13 protein-coding genes and 1 pseudogene are annotated in these 19942 nt (G+C 67.0%); 9 read left to right on the top strand and 5 right to left on the bottom strand.

Translation table 11 applies throughout. The features are described from left to right. Positions 1–517: 517 nt before the first annotated feature. Complete coding sequence (locus CLV29_RS09480) at positions 518–1798, bottom strand: citrate synthase (RefSeq protein ID WP_133754648.1); 1281 nt, start codon at positions 1796–1798, stop codon at positions 518–520. Between the two features lie 526 nt (positions 1799–2324). On the opposite strand from CLV29_RS09480, the gene CLV29_RS09475 reads away from it, so the two are divergent. The 4 genes from CLV29_RS09475 to glmM all read left to right on the top strand — a co-directional run bounded on the left by CLV29_RS09475 (position 2325) and on the right by glmM (position 6482). Then, a complete protein-coding gene (locus tag CLV29_RS09475; RefSeq protein ID WP_133754647.1) occupies positions 2325–3824 on the top strand; it encodes an MFS transporter in 1500 nt (499 codons plus the stop codon). Between the two features lie 318 nt (positions 3825–4142). Further along, positions 4143–4604 carry a 50S ribosomal protein L13 gene (rplM, locus tag CLV29_RS09470; protein WP_133754646.1) on the top strand — a complete coding sequence of 154 codons (462 nt, stop codon included), beginning with the start codon at positions 4143–4145 and terminating at the stop codon, positions 4602–4604. Then, entirely contained in the window at positions 4601–5128 is a 528-nt protein-coding gene (rpsI, locus tag CLV29_RS09465; RefSeq protein ID WP_133754645.1) for a 30S ribosomal protein S9, read from the top strand. The genes rplM and rpsI overlap by 4 nt, the downstream gene beginning before the upstream one ends. Before the next feature lie 4 nt (positions 5129–5132). Next, the gene (glmM, locus tag CLV29_RS09460) at positions 5133–6482 is read left to right on the top strand and encodes a phosphoglucosamine mutase (protein WP_133754644.1); all 1350 of its coding nucleotides are present in this window, start codon (positions 5133–5135) and stop codon (positions 6480–6482) included. Positions 6483–6544: 62 nt separating this feature from the next. On the opposite strand, the gene CLV29_RS17030 is transcribed toward glmM, so the two are convergent. From CLV29_RS17030 to CLV29_RS09435, 4 genes and pseudogenes are all read right to left on the bottom strand, one after another. After that, positions 6545–7132, bottom strand: coding sequence for a hypothetical protein (locus CLV29_RS17030; protein WP_208292823.1), 588 nt, complete (start codon positions 7130–7132; stop codon positions 6545–6547). Positions 7133–8133: 1001 nt separating this feature from the next. Next, a complete protein-coding gene (locus CLV29_RS09445; protein WP_166649202.1) occupies positions 8134–9108 on the bottom strand; it encodes an endonuclease domain-containing protein in 975 nt (324 codons plus the stop codon). Between the two features lie 245 nt (positions 9109–9353). Continuing rightward, complete coding sequence (gene coaA, locus CLV29_RS09440) at positions 9354–10331, bottom strand: type I pantothenate kinase (protein WP_133754641.1); 978 nt, start codon at positions 10329–10331, stop codon at positions 9354–9356. A 990-nt stretch (positions 10332–11321) separates the two neighbouring features. Further along, positions 11322–12632: pseudogene (locus CLV29_RS09435) on the bottom strand (ISL3 family transposase). A 570-nt stretch (positions 12633–13202) separates the two neighbouring features. Between CLV29_RS09435 and ngcE the strand changes: the two are divergent. From ngcE to alr, 5 genes are all read left to right on the top strand, one after another. Then, complete coding sequence (gene ngcE, locus CLV29_RS09430) at positions 13203–14654, top strand: N-acetylglucosamine/diacetylchitobiose ABC transporter substrate-binding protein (protein WP_133754640.1); 1452 nt, start codon at positions 13203–13205, stop codon at positions 14652–14654. A 51-nt stretch (positions 14655–14705) separates the two neighbouring features. Then, positions 14706–16568, top strand: a complete 1863-nt coding sequence (gene glmS / locus CLV29_RS09425) for a glutamine--fructose-6-phosphate transaminase (isomerizing) (protein ID WP_133754639.1) — start codon at positions 14706–14708, stop codon at positions 16566–16568. A gap of 47 nt (positions 16569–16615) precedes the next feature. Then, entirely contained in the window at positions 16616–16975 is a 360-nt protein-coding gene (locus tag CLV29_RS09420) for a holo-ACP synthase (protein WP_133754638.1), read from the top strand. 334 nt (positions 16976–17309) lie between these two features. Further along, a complete protein-coding gene (locus CLV29_RS09415) occupies positions 17310–18767 on the top strand; it encodes an NAD(P)H-hydrate epimerase (protein WP_166649201.1) in 1458 nt (485 codons plus the stop codon). Beyond that, a complete protein-coding gene (gene alr / locus CLV29_RS09410) occupies positions 18764–19939 on the top strand; it encodes an alanine racemase (RefSeq protein WP_133754636.1) in 1176 nt (391 codons plus the stop codon). The genes CLV29_RS09415 and alr overlap by 4 nt, the downstream gene beginning before the upstream one ends. Positions 19940–19942 lie beyond the last annotated feature (3 nt).

The raw sequence follows: 19942 nt of genomic DNA, 5'->3' as shown, positions 1-19942 counted from the left end.
GGTCCAGACGTACTGATTCTGATCAGGCGCACCCAATCCCTGATCGGTTGGTGTGACGTGGCATGCACGCTGGCCGGGGTGATCCAGGGCGTGCTGCGCTGGGCACAACAGCCTCGTCCGGCGGTAGAGGGTGCCTGCGATGAGACTTGTTCGACCGTGCCGTCGGGCGGCGACACCGACGGGTGCAGTTCCGCATCGACGACCTGGCAGCGGGGCCCAGTCGCAACCGGCTGGGAACGTGCTCGCCGTCGGGTGAGGCGGAAAGCGACGGTTCGATATGAGATTTCGCCCCGAAACTGCTCGGTTCCGCGGTTGGGGGAGTGCCAGCCGTCATCTTCCGCGCTGCCCATCCCTTCCGCTCAATCCATTCCGGCTCAGTCGAGGCCGGTTCAGTCGAGGCCGGTTCAGTCGAGGCCGGCTCATTCGACGCCGGCGGGGAGCCGCGGCTCGACTCCGGCCTCCCGCAAACGACGAAGCGGGTGGCACCCAGAGGTGCCACCCGCTTCGACCGATCGGCTCAGCGCTTGTTCATCGGGACGAAGTCGCGGGTCCGGTAACCGGTGTAGATCTGCTTCGGCCGGGCGATCTTCTGCTCCGGGTCGTTGACCAGTTCCTTCCACTGTGCGAGCCAGCCGGAGGTACGGGGGATGGCGAAGAGCACGGTGAACATCTCCGGCGGGAACTGCAAGGCCTCGTAGATCAGGCCCGAGTAGAAGTCGACATTCGGGTAGAGCTTGCGCTTGACGAAGTACTCGTCCTCCAGCGCGATCTTCTCCAACTCCTGGGCGATCTTCAGCAGCGGGTTCACCCCGGTGACCTCGAAGACGTCATCGACGGCCTTCTTGATGATCGTCGCCCGCGGGTCGTAGTTCTTGTAGACCCGGTGGCCGAAGCCCATCAGCCGCTCGTCACCGTTCTTCACCCCTTCGATGAAGCCGGGGACGTTCTTCACATCACCGATCCGGCGCAGCATCTTCAGAACGGCCTCGTTGGCGCCGCCGTGCAGCGGACCGTACAGGGCGCCGATGCCACCGGCGACAGCGGTGAAGGGGTCGACCTGGGTGGAACCGATCGCCCGCACCGCATTGGCCGAGGCGTTCTGCTCGTGATCGGCGTGCAGGATGAACAGGATCTCCAGCGCCCGTACCAACCGCTCGTCGGGCTTGTACTCCGGCTCCGACATCTTCCACAGCATGGACATGAAGTTGGCGGTGTAGGACAGGTCGTTGCTCGGATACACATACGGCTTGCCCTGCACGTGGCGGTACGCGAAGGCGCCCAGCGTCGGCATCTTGGCGATCAGCCGGATGATCTGCAGTTCGGCGACCTCCGGATCCTTGATCTGGTTCGCCTCGGGGTAGAACGACGAGAGTGCGGCCACCGACGAGTTCAGCATGGACATCGGGTGCGCATCGTGACGGAAGCCCTGCATGAAGGTCTTCAGGCTCTCGTGGACGAAGGTGTGGTTGGTCACCTCGTACACCCACGGGTCCAGCTGTTCCTGGGTGGGCAGCTCGCCGTTCAGCAGCAGGTAGGCCACTTCCAGGTACGTGGAGTTCTCGGCCAGTTGTTCGATCGGGTAACCCCGGTACTCGAGGATCCCCTTCTCGCCATCGATGTAGGTGATGGCGCTCTTGCACGATGCGGTGTTGACGAATCCGGGATCGTAGGTCGCCAGCGCGCGTTCTCCGTCGACAGCGAACTGCTTCAGGTCGCCGGCCCGGATCGTGTCGTCGCTGATCGCGATCTCCTGTTCGCCACCCGTACGGTTGTCGCGGATGCTGAGCGAATCGGTCATGGGAACAAACTAGGGTGCGAGAGCACTGCTTGCCCAACCGGGTATGCGTCGAGGTGTGCGATCCCGGTCACGTCGAGGCGTGGCGGTTCGCCTGGGAACAGCCCGTCATGCGGGCCGACGGAGTTCTGGATGCAGCCCGATCAACTGAGGTGATCGACCGGAATCACCCATATCGCACGGATCCGAACAGACTCGATGGGCTGGCCAGCTGTCGTGTGACGGCACCCGGCAGCACGCCTCATGGTTCGCGGTGGCTGGCTGGATCGGGTCCGGTGGCTGGCTGGATCGGGTCCGGTGGCTGGCTGGATCGGGTCCGGCGGTTGGCTGGATCCGATCTTCCCGGCGGGGCTGGCTCGATCGGGGCACATTCCGCACGGAGAAGTTGGCAGACAACCCCCAGTGCAAGCGGACCCGACGGCTGGAGGACATTTATCACCAGAACCAGCCAGTTTGTCGACAATCTGCCATTCTGCTGGCAGTTCCCCGACCGACGGGTCTACGGTGAGGAACGACCGAGGGAGTGCCCATGACCGCAAATCAGAAGGCAAACCATGGCCCGGAGGGCCGACCGACCCGGCAGGGGGACAGTCGCCTGGAGCCCGATGACGTCATCGTCGTCGACAAGAAGAAGGTACGCACCGCGATTGGCGGCACCGTCGTCGGCAACTTCATGGAGTGGTTCGACTTCGGTATCTACGGCTACCTCGCCGTCACCTTGGCCGTGGTCTTCGTCTCCGACGTACCCGAACCCTGGGCGCTGGTGGTGACCCTGCTCGGCTTCGCCATCTCTTTCCTGGTCAGGCCGTTCGGCGGTCTGGTGCTCGGCCCGCTCGGCGACCGGATCGGGCGGCAGAAGGTGCTCTTCCTGACGATGGCGATGATGGCCGTGGCCACCGCCCTGATCGGGGTGCTGCCGACCTCGGCGCAGATCGGGCTGTGGGCGATCGTCCCGCTGTACCTGTTGAAGATGGTGCAGGGCTTCTCCACCGGTGGTGAGTACGCTGGCGCCACGACCTATGTCTCGGAGTTCTCCCCGGACAAGTCGCGTGGCTTCTGGTCTTCCTGGCTCGATGTCGGTTCCTACACCGGATTCGCCGCCGGGGCCTCGGTGGTCGCCCTGACCAGCCTGATCGTGACCAACGTCTCCGGCGCGAACGGGATGGTCGACTACGGCTGGCGGATCCCGTTCCTGATCGCCATCCCGCTGGGTGTCGTGGCCATCTGGTTCCGGTTGAAGATCCCGGAGACCCCGAGCTTCGAGAGCGCCGAGAACACCGGCCACATCAAGCTGGACAACCACGATCCGCTGGCCCGCCACGGGATCGGCGGCATCATCCGTCACCACTGGCGGGTGATCCTGATCGGCATCGCGCTGGTCTCGGCCACCAACACCGCCGGGTACGCGCTCACCAGCTACATGCCGGCGTACCTGGAGGGGGAGATCGGGATGCACTCGATCACCGCCGCGGCCGCGACTGTACCGGTACTGCTGGTGATGTCGGCCTGTCTGCCGCTGATCGGCGCGCTGAGTGATCGGATCGGTCGCCGAACCGTGTACGCGATCGCGGTCGGCTCCACCTTGGTGCTGATGCTGCCGGCGTTCTGGATGATGCACATCGGTGAGTTCTGGGCGGTGATGGTGGCCCTGTTCATGGTCGCCCTGCCGGTCGGCTTCTACGTCGCCATCTCCGCCTCCGCGCTGCCGGCCCTGTTCCCGACCGCCACCCGCTTCGGCGCGATGGCGATCGCCTACAACGTCGCCGTCTCGCTGTTCGGGGGCACCACGCCGTTGATCAGCCAGACCTTGATCAACCTCACCGGCAACGGCTACATGCCCGCCTTCTACATCATGTTCTTCGCCCTGCTCGGCGGCGTCGCCCTGCTCACCATGCGCGAATCGGCGAACCGGCCGCTGATCGGGTCGGTCCCCACCGTGGAGACCAGGGAGGAGGCCGAACAGTTGTGCCAGGAGCAGGACGACAACCCGCTGATCGACACCTCCACCATGCCGATCCAGCGCGGTTGAGGCGCGAAGGGCCTGCACGGTCGGTACGAGACGCGCTGTCCCGCCCCACCGCAACGCAGGTGGCCACGGTCGCCGCGGGCGGTGAACCGCCGGGGGGACGAGGGTCTGGGTGAGCCGGCCCGGACCGTCGCCGGTTTTGACCCTGTCCGAGCCTCGGAGTATCTTTAATCGCTGTTGCGCTCAGGCATGCCTTCAGGTGTCCCCGCTTCTGAAGAGCTCGCCGTCGACGAGGCCTACTTGGCCAGGCCGAGACGACGTGCAGCGCACGGCTCCCGTACCGCGGGAAACCACAGAACGCTACAACCATTGAGGATTAACGTGTCCACATACAGCCCGAAGCCTGGCGAGGTGACCAGGAGCTGGCATGTGATCGACGCCGAGGACATCGTGTTGGGACGGCTCGCAGTCAATGCAGCCACCCTGCTCCGCGGCAAGCACAAGCCCACCTTCGCCCCACACGTCGACGCCGGGGACTTTGTCGTCGTCGTCAACGCTTCGAAGATCGCCCTGTCCGGTGACAAGCGCACCAAGAAGATGGCGACCCGTCACTCCGGTCGTCCCGGCGGCCTGAAGCAGGTCTCCTACGGTGAACTGCTCGAGAAGGACCCGCGTCGGGCCGTCGAGCTCGCCGTCTGGGGCATGCTGCCGAAGAACAAGCTGAGCCGCAAGCAGATTCGCAAGCTCAAGGTGTACGGCGGTGCCGAGCACCCGCACACCGCGCAGCAGCCGCAACCATTCGAGATCACCCGCATCAGCCAGACCGAGGGGACTGCCAAGTGACCGAGCAGACCGCACCGCAGACCGACGTCGAGGAGACGCCGGCACCGTTCGCCGAGGACGGCCGCAACATCGCGTACCGTTCCGAGGCCGCCGGCAGCACCAGCTCCGCCGCTGAGGGGGCACGCCCCGCGATCGTCGCCCCGGCTGCCGCCACCGGCCGCCGCAAGGAGGCTGTCGCCCGCGTCCGGATCATCCCCGGAAGCGGCCAGTGGAGCGTCAACGGACGCACCCTGGAGGACTACTTCCCGAACAAGGTCCACCAGCAGCTCGTCAACGAGCCCTTCGGCACCGCCGGTGTAGAGAGCTCCTACGACGTGATCGCACGGATCGACGGTGGTGGCTCCAGCGGCCAGGCCGGCGCACTGCGTCTGGGCGTTGCCCGGGCCCTGAACGCCGTCGACGCCGAGGCCTCGCGCGCCGGGCTGAAGAAGGCCGGCATGCTCACCCGCGACGCGCGGATCAAGGAACGCAAGAAGGCTGGTCTGAAGAAGGCCCGCAAGGCGCCGCAGTACTCCAAGCGCTGATTTCGTGGCCGGAATCTTCGGCACCGACGGGGTCCGTGGTCGTGCCAACGTCGATCTGACAGCCGAGCTCGCGCTCGACCTGTCGGTCGCCGCTGCGCACGTTCTCGGCGAGATCGGTGCCTTTGAGGGCCACCAACCCGTTGCCCTGGTCGGTCGCGACCCGCGTGCCTCCGGTGAATTCCTGGAGGCCGCGGTCGTGGCCGGCCTGGCCAGCGCAGGCGTGAATGTCGTCCGCCTGGGGGTCGTACCCACGCCCGGCGTGGCGTACCTGGTGAAGTCGCGTGCCGCCGACATCGGCGTGATGATCTCGGCTTCGCACAATCCGATGCCGGACAACGGCATCAAGTTCTTCTCCCGGGGCGGGGTGAAGCTCGACGACGCGCTGGAGGCTCGGATCGAGTCGCAGCTGCGCCAGCCCTGGCAGCGCCCGACCGGGACCGATGTCGGTCGCGTGAGCGACGATCCGGCGGCGATCGGCGAGTACGTCGCGCATCTGGTCGAATCCGTCCGGCCGGTCGGTCTGGACAATCTGCAGGTCGTGTTGGACACCGCGAACGGCGCGGCCTTCGACAGCGCTCCTGCCGCCTTCCGTGAACTCGGCGCCGAAGTGACCGTGATCCACGATGCGCCGGACGGCACCAACATCAACGAGGACTGCGGTTCCACCCACATCGAGTCCTTGCAGCGCGAGGTCGTCGCGCGCGGCGCCCACGCCGGTTTCGCCTTCGACGGTGACGCCGACCGCTGTCTGGCCGTCGATGCCGAGGGCCGGATGATCGACGGCGACCAGTTGCTGGCGATCCTCGCCCTGGCGCTGTCCGAGGCCGGTGAGCTCGTCGGGGAGACCGTCGTCGGGACGGTGATGACCAACCAAGGCCTGGTGCAGGCAATGCACGAGGCCAACATCGAGGTACGCCGTACCGCGGTCGGTGACCGGTACGTGCTGGAGGCGATGAACGCCGAGGGTTTCACGCTCGGCGGAGAGCAGTCCGGTCACGTGATCCTGTCCCGGTGGGCCGGTACGGGTGACGGAACGCTGACTGCATTGCAGGTGCTCCGGCGGATGGCCGAGACCGGTAAGAGTCTGGCCGATCTGGCCTCGGTGATGCATCGGCTGCCGCAGGTGCTGGTGAACGTCGGCGGGGTGGACAAGTCGCGGGCGGGTACCGACCCGGTGTTGCTCGACGAGGTACGCGCGGCCAGCGAGAAGTTGGCAGACACCGGACGGGTGTTGCTGCGTCCCTCGGGCACCGAGAACCTGGTGCGGGTGATGGTCGAGGCCGGCACCCATGAGGAAGCCCTCGGCATCGCCGATTCCCTGGCCGCAGTGGTACGCGACCGGCTCGCGCTCTAAGACGGGATTGCTGGAAGTCGCCCCGTGGACGGGCGACGTACCCGGGTACCGAGATCACGGGCTCAATTCGGGCCCTCGCCGGTGCCGACCGCGTGCAACTCGCCGATGGGTATCTCCGACGATGCGGAGTTGGACACCTCGATGGTGCCGGACTCGCCACCAGCCTCCCAGTCGACCTGCCAGGTGTAGGTCGCGGTGGAGGTGTACACGCCGAGTTCCTGGTAGGTGTGGGAGCAAGGGCCCTTTGAACCCGGTTCAGCCGAACCGACCACGAATGGGCGTCCCTCGGTCGCACAGGTGAGCGTGGTGCCGTCGCCCATGGCGACCGACACCTCGGGGGAGTGGGCCCGCAATTCCACGGTCAGCCCCTCGACGGACTCCGCGTCCGACAACGGCGCGAGCGAATCGGGGTCGGCCGAGACCCAGACGGGAAAACCGACCGCGAGCATCTTCCATTCGTTCCGGTTCCAGTCCGGCGACAGCTCCGGTGGCACCGCGGTCAGGGTCAGATTGGCGACCGCCCGGCGCGCCGCCTCTCCCGGCGCGATGGTCGGCTCCCCGCCACCCCCGCCACCGGTGGGGCCACCACCACCGCCGCCGCCGTCACCGACATCGCACCATCCCTCATCATCGGAGCCTGCGTCCACCACGAAGCACTCGATCGGCGGGGTCTGGGAGTCACCGTTGGCGCTCCCTCCGCCTGATCCGCCACTGCCTGATCCGCCACTGCCTGATCCACCACTGCCTGATCCGCCACCGTCTGGGCGGGGGTCAGTCGACCTGTTCGAGGAGTCGCCTCCGTCGTTCGCGCCTAGATCGACAGTGGTTGAGCTTGGCCCGTTATCGTCCTCTCGCGGTGGATCGAAATACGCGAATGCCACAGGCGCAGATAGGAACGGTGAGATGCAAAAAGATAGTGACGCTGTGACGGCTAGGACCCGGTTCAGCATGAGTCCACCGCCTCGCTTGACATGACGGCCACTTTCCAACCTGAGGGATCATTGTCGTCGTAGTACAGGGTTGGGGTTTTCGAAATGAAATCTGCTGGAGCTGGTCGCTCGCCATCTGGGCCTTCGTAAACTACGGACGAGCGGTCGACGCAGGCTCGCAAAATTACGATGTGGCCACCGAGAACGCTCGGGTCGTGTTTGCTAGTGACAACCTCTAGGGACACAATTTCTGTGTCCCCCTCCACCTGGCGCTCGCCATCTCTCTTCAAACGCTGATTCGACCCGTCCACATAATCCGTTTCGTCACCCATAGTGGTGGCTAGGACGGATCTTGGACGGGCATCTTCACCGTCGTCGACAATGTCGTAACCGCCACCCCGCGCAGTTTCTGTGAGCATTTGCTGATATGCCTTGAACGCCTTGATCGCAGCCTCTGCCTCCGCTTCGTCAGGCGATGGGGTGGTGCTGGGCGACGGAACCCGAGTCGGCTCGGGGTGATCATGGGGCGGAGTCTGTGGTGTGCACCCGGCGAGTGCGCACACCAGCAACACCGAGCATGTCAACACGGTTCTGCAGCGGACCATGGGCTCACCTCGTGGGGGACGTCTCCGGTGGCCCTGATTCTTGCACCCGTATCGCCGGATTTCGCCCCCAGCGGCGAAACTTGTGGATGACCCGCCCCCTCTCGGTTGGGATGCACGTCAGTTCGCCAAGGCATGGCGGATCTGCGCAAGGAAGACATCGGGCTGGCTGGTCAGGGTTCGCCAAGTGAAGCGAAGGACTCGCCAGCCGTCGAGCACCAGCGCGTTCTGGCGTTCTCGATCGCTCTCGAACGCGTTCCGCGTCCCATGGGTCGCGTAACCGTCGATCTCCACGATCAGCCTCGCCACGGAGAAGACGAGGTCTGCGAGGTAGCGGCCGGTCGAGGTGAGGATAGGTCGGTTCGTGACCCAACCCGTCAGCTGGCTTTCCCGGAGGAGGCGGTGTGCCACCCGTTCGGCCGCCGACCACGGTTCGTCCCGGGAATCCGCCAGAATCTCCCGCCGGCGACGGTTGCCTCGACGGCCGCGAATGGATCCCATCACCCGGTGGAGACCCTCCAACTGTGCGCGGCCGAGACGAAGAGCATTGTCGATCGCTGCGCCGTTGTCCCGTGCAGCCAGGTCCACAGCGGTGCCGGCGGGCGAATGTACCCGCAGCCCGTGCAGCACCACGATGTCCTCGACCGGCACCTGTTTCTCGCTGAACCTGAACCCCTGTTGCGGACGGAGATGGCCGCTGACCGACACCTCGATCACCGCCGGCGCCGGTCCGTCGAGCACCAGCCACGCGGCGGTGTCACCGATCAGGACCGCATCGCGATGGCGTTGTTGGACAGCCGCTGCGCGCACGTCCGCTCTGGCCGCGAGCTCTGGCGTGCTCCAGATGTTGGGCAGGACCTTCACCAGCAGGTTATGGCGTGACAGATGCTCGACCGTACGCCGGAGATCGGGACGTTCTCCCAGGTCGATGAACCGTTGTGTGGCGAGGAGATGCGTGGTTTCGGCATTCATGTCGGGAGCATGGGAACTCGACCTGCTGCTGTGCCCCGATCGACGGAATCTGTGGACAAACGGGTCCGGCGACGGATCTGTGGAATCTGACGGTTGGCGGTAGGGCGGGGCGCCGCGCCCCATTTGACGGCGCGGTCCACACCACCTCTTGCGGTGACCAAACGTCGGATTCCGCAAAGACTCCGAGCGCCGACAAGACGCGTGGGTGAGCGGCATCTCCGCACTGGACCCGTCCTGAGAAGCAGCCCGCACCGGAGGCCTTGTCATTGACCGGCTGCGGACCGTGCAGGCGCCGTACGGCGTGACCGGGCCCAGGTACAGCTGATCCTGACCGTCCCCTGCGGCGGCTTCCGCCGGAGCGATCCGCGTCAGAGCTTGCGGATCCGCACCCACTCGACGCCGTGGTCGGCGCCTTTGCGGAGGATCGCGGTGGCCCGACCGCGGGTGGGTGCGATGTTGTTCACCAGGTTCGGGCCGTTGATCCGGCTCCAGATCCCGGTGGCCTCCTCGACGGCCTCCTCGGCAGTCAGCTCGGCGTACCGACGGAAGTACGACGACGGGTTCCGGAAGGCCGTCTGTCGCAACATCAGGAACCGGTCGATGTACCACTGGCGGATGTCCTCGACCGCGGCGTCGACATACACGGAGAAGTCGAAGAAGTCGCTCAGCGCCAGTCCGGAGGTGCCGTCACTACGGATGCCTGCCGGCTGCAACACGTTCAACCCTTCGACGATCAGGATGTCGGGTTGCTCGACGACCACCTTCTCGTCCGGAAGGATGTTGTACACGAGGTGGCTGTACACCGGGGCGGACACCTGCGGCAGGCCCGATTTCACGTCGACCACGAAACGTTGCAGCGCGCGCCGATCGTAGGACTCGGGGAAACCTTTGCGATGCAGGAGGCCTCGGCGTTCGAGCTCATCATTGGGATAGAGGAACCCGTCTGTGGTCACCAGGCTGACCCGCGGATGTTGCGGCAGGTCGGCCAGCAACTGCCTGAGCAATCGGGCGGTGGTTGACTTGCCGACGGCGACCGAGCCTGCGATTCCGATCACGAACGGGGTACGGCGCACCGACAACCCGAGGAACTTGTTGCTCGCGGTGTAGAGATCACCGGTGTGCTCGACGTACTTGGAGATCAGCCGGGTCAGAGGTAGGTAGACCTCGACGACATCGGTCAGGCTGGTCGGGTCGCCCTTTCCCCGAAGCTCGGCCAGGGTCTGCTCGTCGACGGTCATCGGGGTCGAGTAGGCCAAGCGCGCCCACGCCTCGCGCCGCAACTGGACGAAAGGGCTGGTAGCTCCCGATCCGGTAGGCGACGACCGGTCGGTGGCCACTTCGCTCATGAGGCCATTCTGCACCAGTGTGCACAGCACATTCGAGCGCGATGATCGGTTGGCGGGCCCTGATGCTGTGAGGTGAGTCACTGTGCACCGGCGCCTTCGGTGCCGGAACCTGGTGGGTCGCGGTGACGGACCGGTGGATCTGGTCACCGACGAGGTGATCGGTACCGGTGGCGAGGGGATCCTCACCCGGGACCTCCGGCGGCACGCGGAGAACGACGGGTGGCGGTGGTCAATCGTCGATATCGGGTGCCTGAGGCGGCGGATTGCGCGATGAAGCGTCGTTTTCCGGGAGACGCTCTTCTGGTCGAGCGCGGTCCTTCGCATCTCGGCGCAGGTGGTGATGCGGACCGCCAATCGGTTACGACCGTGGGCGGAGTCTGTCCATGACCTGACCCGATCGCTGCGGAGTGAGTGGCGTCGGTGGCTGGTGGGTGTGCAGCCGCGATCGGTAGGAGCCGGGTGCCGTCTTCGGTCGCCGCGCGTATGACGGGCCTCGCACGCGGCAGCGGTATCGGGCCCTGGGGACTGGATTACGCGGGAAACGACGGTTCGTGGTGACGGATCGTCGCTTTCTGGTGCCTGCGGGGGTGGATCGCGTCATGAGACGTCGTTTTCCGGTGATCCCGATCAGGCGGATGCCAGGGGTTTGCGCTTGTCAGCGTTGCGTTACGGGGCTCGGAGCCGGGGTGTTGGCGCGGGTGTGGGGTGTTCGGCCGCGATCGACCGACGGGCGGCATGGACTCGGCTTCGGGAGTCGTCGGACCGTTCAGCCCCGTCCCGGTCGAGGGGTAGTGAAGTCGAGGGGTAGTGAAGTCGAGGAGTACTGAACAGGTACCGGGGCCTCGGCCGAGATCATCCTGCCGAAGGCGGGTGACGCTCACGCGGGATGGGCGGTGCAGGGCGCGGGAAACGACGGGTGGTGGCGATGAATCGTCGATTTCGGGCGCTGGAGGGGGCGGATTGCGCGGTGAAGCGTCGTTTTCCGGCTCTTCACGAACGAGGGTGTAGCGCAGGCCTGAAGCCGCCGGCTTCGAGCAGCGAACGCGCGATGTAGTGGGTGAGGTTTCGGAAGCCGAGCGCGGAGCCGCGGAGGTGCTCGAGCCGGCCGTTGATCGCCTCCGTCGGCCCGTTGCTGGTTCCGGGCCGGTCGAAGAAAGCGAGGATGTCGGCGGCGCGCTGCTTCATCGTGCGGCCGAGCTTGCGTATCTCGACCAGCGTTGCGGGAACCCCGCTGGTGATCGTGTCGATCACGGCCTGCATGGCCTGCTTGGCCTTCTTCTTGTCGGGCTCACGGTAGGCGGCGACGATGCGCTGGTAGATGCCCCAGGTCGCTTCGACTTCGACATGCTCCTCGACCGCGAACACCGCGTCCAGTCGTGCCCGCTGACGGTCGGTGAGCAGGCTGGCGCCGGTGTGCAAGGTGCGGCGAGCTTTTGTAGAGAGGGTCGTTCTTCATCCCGCGGCGGCCCAACAGGTCCTGCTGAACGCGTCGTCGGCACTGGTCCAACGCGTCGCCGGCGAGACGGACGACGTGGAAGGGATCCATGACCGGGACGGCGTCGGGGAGTTCTTCGGCGGCGGCGGTCTTGAAGCCTGCGAACCCGTCCATCGCGACGACCTCGATTCGCTTCGACCAGTCCGAAGGTCGGGCGGCGAGCCACTGCTTGAACACCGCCTTCGAGCGTCCCTCGACCATGTCCAGCAGCCTCGCCGGGCCCGTCTTGTTCCTCGCGGGGGTGAGGTCGATGATCACGGTCACGTACTTGTCGCCGAGGCGGGTATGTCGCCAGACGTGCTCGTCGACACCGATCGTGGTCACCCCGTCGAACCGGGCGGGATCGTCGATGAGTCGACGCTTGCCCTCGGCGAGCACCGCAGTGTTCGCGGTGCTCCAGGACACGCCGAGGCCCGCGGCGACACGTGTCACGGCGAGGTGGTCGATGACGATGCCCCGCAGTGCCCACTCCAAGCCGAGGCGGGAGATCTTCGCTCGTGGCGCGGCGGCGCGTGTCATGTCCTGCCGCCACGTCCGTCGGCAGTGCGCGCACCGGTACCGACGCACCCGGACCAGCAGCGTGGTCGGCCGGTGCCCGAACGGCTCATGCGCGAGCCGACGCGTCACCGTGTCTCTCGGCATGCCCTCAGCCCCGCATTTCCGACACCACGGGTCTGTCTCTCCACTGGCCGGCACTCGATCGTCGCCCGGTCCGGCTCGATCAACTGGCCGACAGCGACGAGCCCGAGCTCATCAAGGCGGCAGAACGTGGTCAGGTCAGGGGTTGCGAACGTAGGGTGGAGCAAGTCGAGGTCTTTCGGGATGGCAAGCGTGAAGAACTTCCATCATCCGGGAGACCTCGACCCCTACCCCGCCACCGACGCGCGCAACCGACTACACCCTCGTTCGTGAAGAGCCCGTTTTCCGCGAGTTGCATCAGTGGATGGGCAGGTCGGGCATTGGACGGGCGGGTCGGGTACTGAACGCGCGGGTCGGGTACTGGACTCGCGGGTCGGGCATGAACAGGGGGGCGAGTGGACCAGTCGGTGGGGTGGTGGACGCGAGCAGTTGGAGTGGTACTTGCAGGGTCGGGTTGGGTGGTGAGGGATCGGATCGACGAGCGGGCGGCGGAACGGCGAAACGGACCTGCGGAACCGGGCAGACCGCGCGGGGCGGGTTGGGCCCAGCAGGTGCCCGCGGCACCGGGTACGGTATTCACGCTCGCGCCGCCGCAATCGATCGTCCACCCGTGGGCGCCGGTTGGGTCCGCGAGGTGTGGGTGCACCGAGCCAGATGGCTCGATGCACCGGATGTTCTCCGGCCGGGGGAATCGGTTCACGACCGGTCGGCCGCAATGACGAAAGGTGACGGTACGGATGGGCGATGCGAGCGGGCTGAGTCGACGGAGCCTGCTCCGTGGTGCGTTCGCCGCGCTGGCGGTGGGTGGCCTGACGGGCTGCACGCGGCTACCCGTGCCGGCACCGACGACGACGCCGACCGGCACCGAGGAACGCACCGCCGAGAATCCCTTCGGGGTGGACAAGGCCGCAGCGCTGGCCGCCGTGGTTTTCGGTACCGACCCGGCCAACTCCTATGCCGATCACCAGATCGGCATGTACAACACCTGGGCCGGCGGGCAGGTCGCGACGCTGACCGTGACGGCGAATGTCGCAGCCGATGTGCAACCGCGCTTCGACGCGGGCAATCCCCCGGATGTGGTGGAGAACAAGGCGATGTCGGAGGAGGCCGGCACCGGCATGCCGGTCGCGGCGATGTCCACCCCCGCACTGGTGGAGGCGAATCGGTTGGCCGATCTGTCGGTCCTGCTCGACGCGCCGACGATCGACGACCCGAACACCAAGGTACGCGATCAGCTGATGCCCGGAACCGAACAGCTCGGGTCCTTCGACGGGACGATGCGGGTGCTGAACTATGCCTTCCACATGTGGGGCTGGTGGTATTCGAACACCCTGTTCGCCGACAACGGGTGGTCACCGGCGAACACCTGGGACGAGTTCCTGGCCCTGTGCGACACGATCAAGTCGACCGGATTGGCGCCGATCATCCATCCGGGTCTGAACACCGAGCAGCTCGGCGTGATGGTGTTGACCGCGGCGATCAAGCACGGTGGCAACCAGGTGGCCCTGGACATCGACAACCTGACCCCCGAGAGCTGGACCAATGACAATCTGCTGCTGGCCGCCGAGCAGTTCCAGGAGTTGTACGACCAGGGCTTCCTGTTCTCCGGATCCGAGGAACTCGACCTGTCGACCAGCCGGACCGAATGGGCTCAGGGCAGGGCGGCGATGCTGCCCAGCGGCTCCTGGCTGGAGCGTGACCTCGATTCGACCGTACCGATGACCTTCGAGATGAAGGTGGCCCCGCACCCGTCCGCCGAGGACGACGAGATGCCCTACGAGACCATCTTCGGCGGTACCGGTGCCGGGTACGTGATCGGCGAGGCGGCGATGAACAAGCCGGGCGGACTGGAGTACCTGCGGATCCTGCTCAGCGAGGAGGCCAGCCAGGAGTTCACCGCCCGGACCCAGACCCTGGCCGCGGTGAAGGGCGCCTGGGAGAACCTGACCGACCCGCCGTCGGGGTTGGAATCGATGGCCAGGGCGACCCGCGCGGCCGGTGACAACATCGTCAACGTGTTGTCCACGACCGTCCCCTGGTACCCCGGGCTGCAGCAGGCGCTGCAGTCGGAGATGGCGCGGCTGACGACGGGGCAGACCAAGGCCGACGAGTTCTGCGAGGCGATGCAGGAGGCGGCCGACTCCCTGCGGACCGATGTCACGGTCACCAAGTTCGAACGCACCTCCTGATTCGGCCGGCGATTCGTCCTCGGTTGGGCCGGTGCAGGTATCCTGCCGCCCATGTGCGGAATCGTCGGTTATGTGGGCCCGCGGGCCCTTCCGGAGGTGCTCGTCGGTGGTCTGCGACGGCTGGAGTATCGCGGGTACGACTCGGCGGGCATCGCCGTCGTCGACAACGGTGAGCTGCGGTGGGCCAAGAAGGCCGGCAAGCTGGCCAACCTCGCCGAGGAACTGGAGGCGCATCCGCTGCCGTACGGTACCGCCGGGATCGGCCACACCCGGTGGGCGACCCATGGCGGCCCCACCGACGTCAACGCCCACCCGCACACCGGGATCGGCCGGGAGGGCAACGGCAACGGCCGGGTCGCGCTGATCCACAACGGGATCATCGAGAACTACGCGGAGCTGGCGGCTGAACTGGCAGCCGACGGACTGCACCCGATCTCGCAGACCGACACCGAGGTGGTGGCGCTGCTGCTCGGACGCGAGGTCTCCCGCGGGTTCAGCCTGGCCGAGGCCATGCGCAAGGTCTGCCGCCGGCTGCAGGGTGCCTACACCCTGGTGGCGCTGGACGCCGACGAGCCGAACCGGGTGGTGGCTGCCCGCCGCAATTCGCCTCTGGTGGTGGGAGTCGGTACGGGGGAGAACTTCGTCGCCTCCGATGTCGCCGCCTTCATCGAGTACACGCGGGAGGCGATCGAGCTCGGTCAGGACCAGATGGTGGAGATCACCGCCGATGAGGTGATCGTCACCGACTACGACGGAAACCCGGCACCGACCCGTGCCTATCACGTCGACTGGGATCTGACCGCGGCGGAGAAGGACGGTTACGACTGGTTCATGCGCAAGGAGATCTTCGAACAGCCGGGGGCGGTGGCGGCAACGCTGCTGGACCGGTTGAACGAGCAGGGGCGGATCAAGCTGGACGAGTCCACGATCTCGCCCGGCGACCTGCGGGAGATCAACAAGGTGATCATCATCGCCTGCGGGACGGCGAACTATGCCGGTCTGGTGGCGAAGTACGCGATCGAGCACTGGACCCGGATCTCCTGTGAGGTCGAGCTGGCGAGCGAGTTCCGCTACCGCGACCCGATCGTGGACTCCCGCACCCTGGTGGTGGCGATCTCCCAGTCCGGCGAGACCATGGACACGCTGATGGCGATCCGGCACGCACGTGAGCAGGGCGCTCGGGTGCTGGCGATCTGCAACACCAACGGTTCGACGATCCCGCGGGAGTCCGACGCGGTGATCTACACCCACGCCGGGCCGGAGATCGGTGTCGCCTCCACCAAGGGATTCCTGACCCAGGTGGTCGCCTGCTATCTGCTGGGTCTCTACCTCGCCCAGGAGCGGGGAACACTCTTCGGCGACGAGATCGCGAATGTGCTGGAGGATCTGCGAGCCACCCCGGACGCGATCGCCAAGGTGCTGAATGATCTTGGTGCGGTGATGAAGCTGGCCAGCGACCTGGTGGACGTACCCTCGGTGCTCTTCCTCGGTCGGCATGCCGGCTACCCGGTTGCGCTGGAGGGTGCGCTGAAGCTGAAGGAACTGGCCTACATCCACGCCGAGGGGTTCGCTGCCGGCGAGCTGAAGCACGGTCCGATCGCCTTGATCGAGCAGGACCTGCCGGTCTTCGTCGTGGTGCCGCCGAAGGGCCGGGATCAGTTGCACGACAAGGTGATCTCCAATGTGCAGGAGATCCGGGCCCGTGGTGCGCGGACGATCGTGCTCGCCGAGGAGGGGGACACCGAGGTGATCGGGTACGCCGACACCTTGATCACCTTGCCGAAGGTCTCGACCCTGTTGCAGCCGTTGGTGGCGACGGTGCCGTTGCAGGTGTTCGCCTGCGAATTGGCGACCCTGAAGGGCCACGACGTCGACCAGCCGCGGAACCTGGCCAAGTCGGTCACCGTCGAGTGATCATCGGTGCGACCGATGTCGGCTGATCACCAGCTGCGGGTCGGATCATGATCATCGGTATCGGTGTCGACGTTTGCCAGATCGATCGCTATGCGGCGGCCGAGCAACGCCGTCCGGGTTTCTCCGCCCGTTGGCTGACGCCGGCCGAGGTTGCGCTGCCGCTGTCGTCGCGGGCGGCCCGGTTCGCGGCCAAGGAGGCACTGGCGAAGGCATTGCTGTCCGAGGGTGGGTTGCGCTGGCATGACGCCGAGGTGACCAAGGATGACCATGGTCGGCCCAGTTTCCTGATCAGCGGTACGGTCGCGGCCCGCGCCGCCGAACTCGGTGTCGATCGGGTCCATCTGTCGATCTCCCACGACGCGGGGATCGCAGCGGCCTATGTCATCTGCGAGCGACTGGACTCCTGAGGTCTCGGGATCGATCCGGACGCTCGCCGGTCCCGGGGCACGTCGAGCCATCAGCAGGTGCAGGCCCGGAAGGTGGAGATCGTCTGGACCGGTGGGAGGTGCCGGTGGGCCGAGAGGGGTGCCGGTGGGCTGAGGGTGCCGGTGGGCCGAGAAGTGCCGGTGGGGCGAGAGGTGCCGGTGGGTTAGGTGCCGGTGGGTTCGTCGCGACCTGCAACTGTCTGATCGATCGGGGCTGACGCCCGGGCGTGCCCGGCGACCGAGGTGCCCCGCCGAGCTCGCGCATCCCCCGGGCCGTCGCCCGCCTCCCGGTTGCGCCATGGGCGAAGATGGAACGATGAGGTACGCATGGAGCGTCGCGCAGATCCGAGCCGCCGAGCAGGCGAGCCCGAAGCTGGCCACCGGCGAGTTGATGCAGCGGGCGGCCGATGCGGTGGCGAAGGCGGCCACCACGTACCTGCGCGGCGGTGATCGCGACCACCTGCCCGGAACGCAGCCTGCTGCAGGCTCTCCGACCGGGACGCTGATCCTGGTCGGCCCCGGGAACAACGGTGCCGACGGGCTCTGGGCCGGTCAGCGCCTGGCTACGGCCGGGGAGCGGGTACGTGCCTGCGCGGTGCTCGGCACCAGCGACGAGGCCGCCGGGTCCGCCTTCACCGAGGCAGGTGGAGAGTTCCTGGACGTCGATGCAGCACTGCAATGGATCGCCGGTGCTCCCGGTCTGATCATCGACGCGATGTTCGGCATCGGCGCTCGTCCGGGGTTGCAGGGTGACCCGGCCCGGCTCGCCGAAGCGGCGAACGCCGGAGCCCAGGTCGTGCTGGCCGTGGACCTTCCCTCGGGGCTCGATGCCGACACCGGTGAGCTCACCGGCACCAGCATCCGGGCGAACTCCACGGTCACCTTCGGCGGGTATCGACAATGCCACCTGTTGGGCCCGGCGGGCCCGCACTGCGGTGCGGTCGAGGTCGCCGGCATCGGTATCGACCTCCCACCGGCAGCGGCAACTCTGGCCGCCTGGACGCAGGCCGACCTGGCGAATTCCTGGCCCGTACCCGGCCCGAGCGACAACAAGTACTCCCGCGGGGTCCTGGGCATCGACACCGGGTCGCAGCGGTACCCGGGAGCGGCCGTCCTCTCTTGCATCGGCGCCACCTGGTCCGGGGCCGGGATGATCCGCTACGTCGGACGGGCCGACGGGGCGGAGATCGTCCGTGCCCTGCCCAACGTCACCCTCGGTGAGGGACGGGTGCAGGCCTGGTTGCTCGGTTCGGGATGGGGCGATCGCACCGATGCCGAGGAACGGGTCGGGCAGATCCTCGACCAGCAACTGCCGACGGTGATCGACGCCGACGCCCTGTCCGCACTTGGGCAGCGCCGGGTGCACCGCGGCGTGCTGCTGACCCCGCACGCCGGCGAACTCGCCCGGTTGCTGGACAGCGACCGGAGATCGGTGGAGCAGGACCCGATCGCCGCCGGCCGGGCGGTCGCCGACCGTACCGGCGCTACGGTGCTGCTGAAGGGCGCCAACCAGTACGTGTTCACCCCCGATGCCGACCAGGTTCACCTCGCCATCCCCGGGCCCGCCTGGACCGGCCAGGCCGGATCCGGCGATGTGCTCGCCGGGGTCTGCGGCACCCTGCTGGCCGCCGGGCTGGACCCGGCGGCCGCGGCCGCGGCCGCCGCCTCCTTGCAGGCGATCACCGCAGCTGCCCACCCTGGCCCGTACCCGCCCCAGGATCTGGCACGCTTCTTCCCCGAGACACTCACCAGGAGAGGGATCATCGATCGATGACTGCCGCACCCGTACCGAGCGAACGGACAACCGCTGCCGGCCTGATCGACCCGCGTACCGCCTCGGCGGTGATCGATCTCGACGCCCTGCGGCACAATGTGGCCGCGATCCGCGCGCTGGTGGCACCGGCGGAGACGATGGTGGTGGTGAAGGCCGACGCCTACGGCCACGGCATGACCACTGTGGCCGCCGCGCTGCGGCAGGCCGGAGTCGCCTGGCTCGGGGTGGCGACGCCACAGGAGGCGCTGGCCCTGCGGGAGGCCGGTGACACGGGCCGGATCCTGGCCTGGATCTATGGCGAGCAGACCGATCTCACCCCGTTCGTGGTCGCCGACATCGACCTGACCGTGCATCGCAGGTCCCAGCTGGACCGAGTGGCCGAGGCGGCCTCGCTGCACCGCCCGGCCCGGGTGCAGTTGAAGATCGACACCGGATTGCACCGCAACGGTTCACCGGCCGAGGAGTGGGCCTCCTTGTGCGCCGCAGCGAGGGAGCTGGAGCGCAGCGGCCGGATCGAGGTGGTCGGCATCTGGTCGCATCTGGCCAGCGGTGAACTGCCGGGAGATCGCAGCATCGCCGCCCAGACCGAGGAGTTCGAACAGGCGCTGGCGATCGCCGACCGGGCCGGCCTGCGGCCGACGTACCGACACCTGGCGAACACCGGGGGAGCCCTGGGCACCCCCGGGATCCGCTATGACCTGGTCCGACTGGGCATCGGCGCCTATGGCATCGATCCCGCCGATGGTGAGCTTGCGTCCTCGGTCGGAGTCGAGCTTCGTCCGGCGATGCGCTTGCGGGCGCAGTTGATCGCGGTGAAACCGTTGCGAGCAGGCGAATCGGTCTCCTACGGGCTGACTTGGACCGCCGACCGGGACACGACCATCGGGCTGGTCCCGCTGGGGTACGCCGACGGCATCCCGGTCGCCGGCAGTGACCGGATCCAGGTACGGGTGGGTGACCGGATCGTTCCCCAACGGGGCCGCGTCTGCATGGACCAGTTCATCGTCGACCTGGGGCCGCAGGCGAAGGAGCGTCCCGGTGACGAGGTCACCTTGTTCGGCGATCCGGCCGGTCCCAGGGCCGAGGACTGGGCTCGGCAGATCGGCACCATCGGCTACGAGATCGTCACCCGGATCGGGCTCCGCGTACCCCGGGTGAGCCTCGATCGATGATCA

Source organism: Naumannella halotolerans (assembly GCF_004364645.1).
Classification (GTDB): Bacteria; Actinomycetota; Actinomycetes; order Propionibacteriales; family Propionibacteriaceae; genus Naumannella; species Naumannella halotolerans.
The sequence above is the reverse complement of the archived record's forward strand: the minus strand, read 5'-3'. Positions and strand labels throughout refer to the sequence as shown.

Excerpts from the sequence above, each read along its gene's own strand:
- coaA (WP_133754641.1), bottom strand. The coding sequence starts at position 10,331 with ATGAGCGAAGTGGCCACCGACCGGTCGTCGCCTACCGGATCGGGAGCT.
- ngcE (WP_133754640.1), top strand. The coding sequence starts at position 13,203 with ATGGGCGATGCGAGCGGGCTGAGTCGACGGAGCCTGCTCCGTGGTGCG.
- CLV29_RS09415 (WP_166649201.1), top strand. The coding sequence starts at position 17,310 with ATGAGGTACGCATGGAGCGTCGCGCAGATCCGAGCCGCCGAGCAGGCG.
- glmS (WP_133754639.1), top strand. The coding sequence starts at position 14,706 with ATGTGCGGAATCGTCGGTTATGTGGGCCCGCGGGCCCTTCCGGAGGTG.
- CLV29_RS09480 (WP_133754648.1), bottom strand. The coding sequence starts at position 1,798 with ATGACCGATTCGCTCAGCATCCGCGACAACCGTACGGGTGGCGAACAG.
- CLV29_RS09420 (WP_133754638.1), top strand. The coding sequence starts at position 16,616 with ATGATCATCGGTATCGGTGTCGACGTTTGCCAGATCGATCGCTATGCG.
- alr (WP_133754636.1), top strand. The coding sequence starts at position 18,764 with ATGACTGCCGCACCCGTACCGAGCGAACGGACAACCGCTGCCGGCCTG.
- CLV29_RS09475 (WP_133754647.1), top strand. The coding sequence starts at position 2,325 with ATGACCGCAAATCAGAAGGCAAACCATGGCCCGGAGGGCCGACCGACC.
- CLV29_RS09445 (WP_166649202.1), bottom strand. The coding sequence starts at position 9,108 with ATGGGGCGCGGCGCCCCGCCCTACCGCCAACCGTCAGATTCCACAGAT.